Below are 5,939 nucleotides of genomic sequence, written 5' to 3'. Positions count from 1 at the left end.
CACGACGGATCTCAAGGGCGATATGGTCGGCGATCGACAGGACGGCGCCGCTACCGCGGCGCCGTCATATAAAAAACTGGGGAAAATTACTTCGACGAAAGTGGGGAGTATCTATCCGACGCTGACAGACGCTTCTTCTCGACCGGCTCGCTCTCCACGCGCCATCGCCCCGTCGACTGCCTTACTGATCGTGGAATTGCGCCAGCAGCGCTTGCTGCAACGTCAGATCGCTCGACAGGTGGGAGTGTCGGCCTCGACCGTCAGTCGGGTGCTGGTGCGTGCCGGACTGTCTCGGTTGAGCGACCTGCAACCGCGTGAACCGGTTCAGCGCTACGAGCACGAGGCGCCGGGCGATTTGCTGCACATCGACATCAAGAAGCTTGGCCGTATCGCGCGTCCTGGCCATCGTGTCACCGGCAATCGGCGCGATACAGTGGACGGCGTTGGCTGGGAGTACCTGTTCGTCGCAGTGGACGATCACGCCCGGATTGCCTACACGGCAATGCATCCGGACGAGACGAAACGCAGTGTCGTGCAGTTCCTGCGCGATGCAGTGGCTTGGTACGCCGGACTCGGCGTGCGTGTGCATCGCTTGCTAACCGACAACGGTTCGGCGTTTCGCTCACACGAGTTTGCGCGAGCCTGTCAGGAACTGGGTATCCGGCACAAATTTACGCGGGCGTATCGTCCGCAGACCAACGGCAAGGCCGAACGCTTCATCCAGTCAGCGTTACGCGAATGGGCCTACGCATGGACATACCAGAGCTCGGCCCATCGCATCGAAGCCTTGGCGAGTTGGCAGCACCACTACAACTGGCATCGTGCCCATAGCGCCATCGGCGGCGTTGCACCGATGGCCAGACTTCCCGCGTCAAGAAACAACCTCTTGACGCTTCACAACTAGCCCGGCGGGTAGCTCAGACGCAGATTCATCTCGGCGCCCATCGCGCGCTCGATGACTACCTTGTTGAGCGCGAGCATCACGTCCTGCACCTCGGCGGGCGCCATCGATCCCTTGACCAACTGGTCCAGCCGTTCGTTGGGCAGTTCAGGCAGCGGCCCTCGGGCCCGCTGCCTGGGATGCAACCGTTCGCTCCTTCTTCATTGGCATATCCAAGGCTATCACCTTGCATGATACGCCTCGCCCACGAAATCACGGATAGGTCTAATAGGTCTGTCAAACAAAATAGTCAAAAAGGCTCACCATCTCTATGAAACACCTCCATATCCAACATTCGCATCAGACCAATCATTCTCTCGCAAGTAGCATGCCGGTCAAATTCAGAATCCGAATCCTCTTGGATTACATCAATAATTTTCGGTAGATCAAATGTGAGAGCGATCCCCTTGAGTCGATGACGATGAAATTCAATGCCAGAGATATCCTCATTTATTGCACACCCAACAATCTCAATTGCCTCATCCATCAGGGCAGAAGCGATATCGTTGTCTACAAAATTTCGCGATTTGTTTGGGTTGTTGACGCTATATTCGCGATGAAAAAAGCAAGAATCCAAGGCGTCTCGCAATCTCTGAATATTTACGGGCTTTGTTGCGACGGCATCAATTCCACTCTCAATGCATCTATTTTCATGCAATGGGCCAGAGTTTGCCGATATTGCTATAATTGGCATTTGTGAAACAACGATGTTGTCGCTATTTCTTATATGCTGTGCCAAATCATATCCCGACATATCAGGGAGATTGCAGTCTAGCAGGACAGCATCAAACCTTCCTGAGCTTAATTGATCGATCGCCTCCCGCCCAGATGCGACTCCGGTAGAGCAAAATCCGAGGCGCAGCAACTGAGCCTTAATGACATCTCGATTTATATCCACATCCTCCACAACCAATATATTCAAATTGCGATATGATGTTTCAGCGGTCAAGTCGACGTATTTGCTGCTCCGCCCAGGCCTGCGCTCAATCGGAATTTTCACCGTTACCGTCGTGCCCTTCCCCACAGTGCTAACTATTTCAAGCCTCCCGTGCATCGCCTCAACAATTTTATTGCAAATCGCCAATCCCAGTCCGACGCCAGCGTGACCGGCAGTCCGATTCTTAATCTGATAAAATGGTCTTAATATTTTTTTTATTTCTCGATTCGGGATGCCGACTCCCGTGTCGATAATGCGAAAAACGATATTCTCGGAACGCGAATGCTTTTCCATTGACACAAACAATAATACCGAGCCTTGATCGGTGAATTTTATCGAATTCGAAATGATGTTCGTTATTATTTGCCTTGTTTTGTCGGCATCCGTAACAATCGACGGTGCGGTGGATTTGGATATGACGAAATAAAATGTAATCCCTTTTTTATTCGCTTCGATTTTGGATGGCAGCAAAATCGGTGACAGAATATCAATCGCTGTGGTGATGCGTTTATTAATTGCAATCTTAGAGCTGTCCATCTTGGAATAATCTAGGACATTTGAGAGGAGGGATGTAAGCCACTCGCCACTCCGAATAGCTACCTCAATGCAGCGACGCATTTCGGCTTCAGTCATTTGCGCATTGGCTAACTCAATCGAAGCAATGATGGAATTTAATGGACCTCTTATTTCATGTGCCATGATCGAAAGAAAGGCGCCACGCTGTGTTGCGATTTCTGAGATTGCGAGCTTCGCCTTCCAAATTTGGAATAGCGCAATAACCATGGATGCGAATACCAGGAAGGTGGCCGCAATTTTTAGTCCATAATATCTAAATAACGCCGGGATAGACGGCTTGCCGAAATCGGCGCTCTCTACCCACTTCTCCTGTATAAGATCTGATTCTTCCGCGCTGATGGAGGCGAGCGCCTTTTGAACAATTGACCGCAGCTCTGGACATGCTAAGTTCGTTGCCATTCTCAAGGCGAGTGGCAAATTTCGAATCGTGCCAGCAACAAAAAGTGATTTGCCGTACCGCTGGCGCACCATCGGATGCAATATAGGTTCGGGGCCAATAGTGACTGTTGCCCGTCCGCTCAAAACCGCATCAAGAGCACCATCCGTAGAATAAAAATTTATTGTTTCAATATTTGGATATTGTTTTTTTATCCACGATTCATATGCTCCGCCGCTCCTGATTGCGATTTTTTCTTTAGATGGGAGATCTGACAAGTCGAACATCGCGCGACTTTTCGCTTTTGTAACAGCGATTGTGGTGCCGACGAAGTATGGCTCTGAGAGTGTTGCTTGCTTTTTTAGAGCAAGAGGAACGTCGAAATCTGGCACCCCGGGCAACAAGTCAACTTTGCCATCCACTAAAAAATCTACAGATTCAGTCCAAGACGATGTTTTAACATACTGGAATCTAATGCCTGTGATATCTGAAACCTTATTTAGGTATGCAATACTCAACCCCGCGGCACTTTCGTCATCGAGAAATTCAATTGGCTCCCAATGTGGGTCGATAGCGTACCGTATGATTGGGTGCTCCTCAATCCATTTGGTTTCATCTTTTGTGAGATTGACATTGTGCGCGAAAGTTGACTCAGGAAGAATTCCTAAGATAGTGGTCAGCAATAAAAAAATACAGGCGCCCATATGTTACGTCAGTAGATGCTTGATGCTAAATAGCTCAACATCGCTTGACACCCCGAGCTTACGGTAAGCGGTTTGTTTGTGCCCACTAATTGTTTTTCTATCGCGCACCAGTTTTTTTGAAATGTCCGATATCGACATTCCCATCAAAATTAAGCTAACCACCTCCCGCTCCCTGGGCGTAAGCATCTCAAAAGCATCGGGTCCAGTTAAATCTCGGCTGGCCGCAAGTTGATCGATAACCTTTGGAATATAAATTTTCCCGACCAATACTCTACTTGTTGCCTCAGTTAACTCTGACACTGAAGATGCCTTGAGGCAAAATCCACTGGCGCCAGCTCTGATTGCAAGAGACACAATTCCGGAGTTCGCGTGTGCGCTAACGACAATTATTTTTACCGCAGAAAAGCGCCGCTTTATCAACCTAATTAAAGTTAAACCATCCACATCGTCCGCGTGGAGAATAAAATCCATATACAACACTTGCGGCTGGTGAATCTCAATGGCGGCAATCAAATCGCGACTGCGTTCATGACTACCTATTATCAACAACCCTGGAATGCGTCGAGCCACGGCTTCAAATCCTTGCCTTACGAGATAGTGATCGTCAATCACCATGGCTGTGAAATTCTGCATCCTATTTCCTTAGTATTTGTATAGGCTGACGAGGGCGTTCGCTAAAAAACGCCAGGAAAGTGGGGGTGTTAATATGCGCAATCGATTCTACTTCCCCGACTCTGTATCCCAGTCTTTCTGGCGAATGCTACGCCTAGAGGGTTGCCATGGAAATGAGACTTGTCTCAAAAACCGGAAATCTCCACTTCCACCCGGGACTAATTTTGCTCCAGGGTCGAAACTATTGCTAATAGCAACGAACTTCGATGGCAGGCGGTGGACAATGACGTCTACAGTCGGTCGTATCACTAAGCTTACCGCCCAACTTCTCATTGGGGCCAGAGGGCGGTCTCAAGAATCAAATGCAACGTTTAGCTAGCCCGGCGGCGGTAGTCAATTCCATCGCCATGGCCTTTCGGGGATGGTCCAGTTGAGGGTTTGACGAGGGAGTCTTGTAATCAGCTTGGCAATATCGTTCGACTGCATATGGATCACGCCTGACAGGTCCATTCCTTTGGGTGGAAACTGGCGCAGTGGGCCGTTGATATTTTCATTGCTGCCTCGTTGCCAGGACGCGTAGGGACCCGCGAACCAGATATCTAGATTCAATCGTTCAGCCGGCTCGACATGACAGGTCATTTCCGGTCCTTGATCGTAGGTCAGGCTTTCCCGCAGAAAGGCTGGCGGCTTCTTCATCTGGCGCGTGAAGGCTTCCAGTGCATCCTCGGTCGTGCAGCCATACATGCGGCACAGCACCACGAAGCGTGTCTTGCGCTCAATCAGTGTGCCGAAGCAGGAACGATTGAGGGTCCCCTTGATGAGATCGCCTTCTCAATGACCGGGCCATTGACGAGTTTCGATTGTCTCGGGCCGACGGACGATGCGAAGATCTTCCGGCACAAAGCTTTTGCGGGCCAGTGTCTTGCGTGCGTTGCCACGCCCGGCTTCTCCTGGCGCAAGGCCTCAATCATGGCCTGCTTCAAGCTGCCGCGGGGAGTCGCCGCGTAGATCTTCTCGTGACTGACGCGTTGCTCGGGATTGTCCGGATTCATCTCGCAAAGTCTCGCAGCAATTTGCTGCGGTGACCGGCACCGATAAACCAGATCGTGATGCACCTGCCAGTACAGTATGCTGCCTGCTGTCAGTTTCGCCTGACGCCGACTTCGCTTGCGGCGCGTCCGATTGGCGCTGGCCGCGCTTGTGGCGTCATAGCAGCGGGGCGTTTCCGTGCGATTGCGCGCCAGTTCCAGTGTGGTTGTCGACGCGTTGCGGCCAAGCAGCCGTGCAATCGCTCTGACGCTCGTGTTCCGGGCCTTCTGGATCATGATCACCACGCGCTCTTCGGCGCTCAGATGCTTGTATTTCGTCATCGCAACACCCTATCTCATCAAAGGTGTTGCACTTGAAGTTAGAGTCTAAACAGCAGATTGAATGCACTTCCGGTCGCCCCATCCTCCGCGCCATCACCGGCTGACCGCATGCACCGGATCGAACCCGAAGAACTCGAGCACGTGGCGCGCGACGTCGTCGCGATCGTTGTCCGCGCAGATCATGTGGTAGCTGTTCTCCAGCACGATCCCGCGCGCGTCGGGCATCTTCGCGAGCAGGAAATCGGCCGAGCGCAGGCTCGTCAGCTCGTCCTCGCGCGCATGCAGCACGAGCGTCGGGCACGGCGTGCCGGCTGCCGCCTCGAGCGCCCAGTCGCGCATCCGGTCGACCTGGCGCACGCACGCGAGCGGCACCCACGCATAGTGGAAACTGTCCTCGCGCTCGAACTTCTTCTTCACGATCGCG

At 51.9% G+C, this 5,939-nt stretch carries 5 protein-coding genes and 2 pseudogenes; 1 reads left to right on the top strand and 6 read right to left on the bottom strand.

Features of this window, described 5'->3' with window-relative positions; all coding sequences use genetic code 11:
- Positions 1-904: IS481 family transposase (locus tag E9536_RS40980; protein ID WP_247873610.1), on the top strand; the 904-nt coding region annotated here is incomplete at its 5' end.
- Here the strand turns inward: E9536_RS40980 and E9536_RS40975 are convergent.
- The 6 genes and pseudogenes from E9536_RS40975 to E9536_RS40955 all read right to left on the bottom strand — a co-directional run.
- Positions 904-1,105, bottom strand: a pseudogene (locus E9536_RS40975) (IS256 family transposase); the annotation flags it as partial. The gene E9536_RS40980 and the pseudogene E9536_RS40975 sit on opposite strands and share 1 nt — an antisense overlap.
- Positions 1,106-1,190: 85 nt before the next feature.
- Positions 1,191-3,533 carry a transporter substrate-binding domain-containing protein gene (locus E9536_RS40970; protein WP_136473319.1) on the bottom strand — a complete coding sequence of 781 codons (2,343 nt, stop codon included), beginning with the start codon at positions 3,531-3,533 and terminating at the stop codon, positions 1,191-1,193.
- Between the two features lie 3 nt (positions 3,534-3,536).
- The gene (locus E9536_RS40965; protein WP_136473317.1) at positions 3,537-4,166 is read right to left on the bottom strand and encodes a response regulator transcription factor; all 630 of its coding nucleotides are present in this window, start codon (positions 4,164-4,166) and stop codon (positions 3,537-3,539) included.
- A 372-nt stretch (positions 4,167-4,538) separates the two neighbouring features.
- Positions 4,539-4,925, bottom strand: a complete 387-nt coding sequence (locus E9536_RS42515) for an IS30 family transposase (protein ID WP_247873611.1) — start codon at positions 4,923-4,925, stop codon at positions 4,539-4,541.
- Complete coding sequence (locus tag E9536_RS42510; protein WP_247873609.1) at positions 4,925-5,515, bottom strand: helix-turn-helix domain-containing protein; 591 nt, start codon at positions 5,513-5,515, stop codon at positions 4,925-4,927. Before E9536_RS42510 ends, E9536_RS42515 begins: the two co-directional genes overlap by 1 nt.
- 67 nt (positions 5,516-5,582) lie before the next feature.
- Positions 5,583-5,939 (bottom strand): annotated as a pseudogene (locus E9536_RS40955) (esterase); the annotation flags it as partial.

The organism is Burkholderia sp. LS-044 (assembly GCF_004803625.1).
GTDB lineage: Bacteria > Pseudomonadota > Gammaproteobacteria > Burkholderiales > Burkholderiaceae > Burkholderia > Burkholderia cepacia.
The sequence above is the reverse complement of the archived record's forward strand: the minus strand, read 5'-3'. Positions and strand labels throughout refer to the sequence as shown.

What these genes read in the sequence shown, in the direction of transcription:
- E9536_RS40970 (WP_136473319.1), bottom strand. Translation starts at nt 3,533, where the DNA reads ATGGGCGCCTGTATTTTTTTATTGCTGACCACTATCTTAGGAATTCTT.
- E9536_RS40965 (WP_136473317.1), bottom strand. Translation starts at nt 4,166, where the DNA reads ATGCAGAATTTCACAGCCATGGTGATTGACGATCACTATCTCGTAAGG.
- E9536_RS42510 (WP_247873609.1), bottom strand. Translation starts at nt 5,515, where the DNA reads ATGACGAAATACAAGCATCTGAGCGCCGAAGAGCGCGTGGTGATCATG.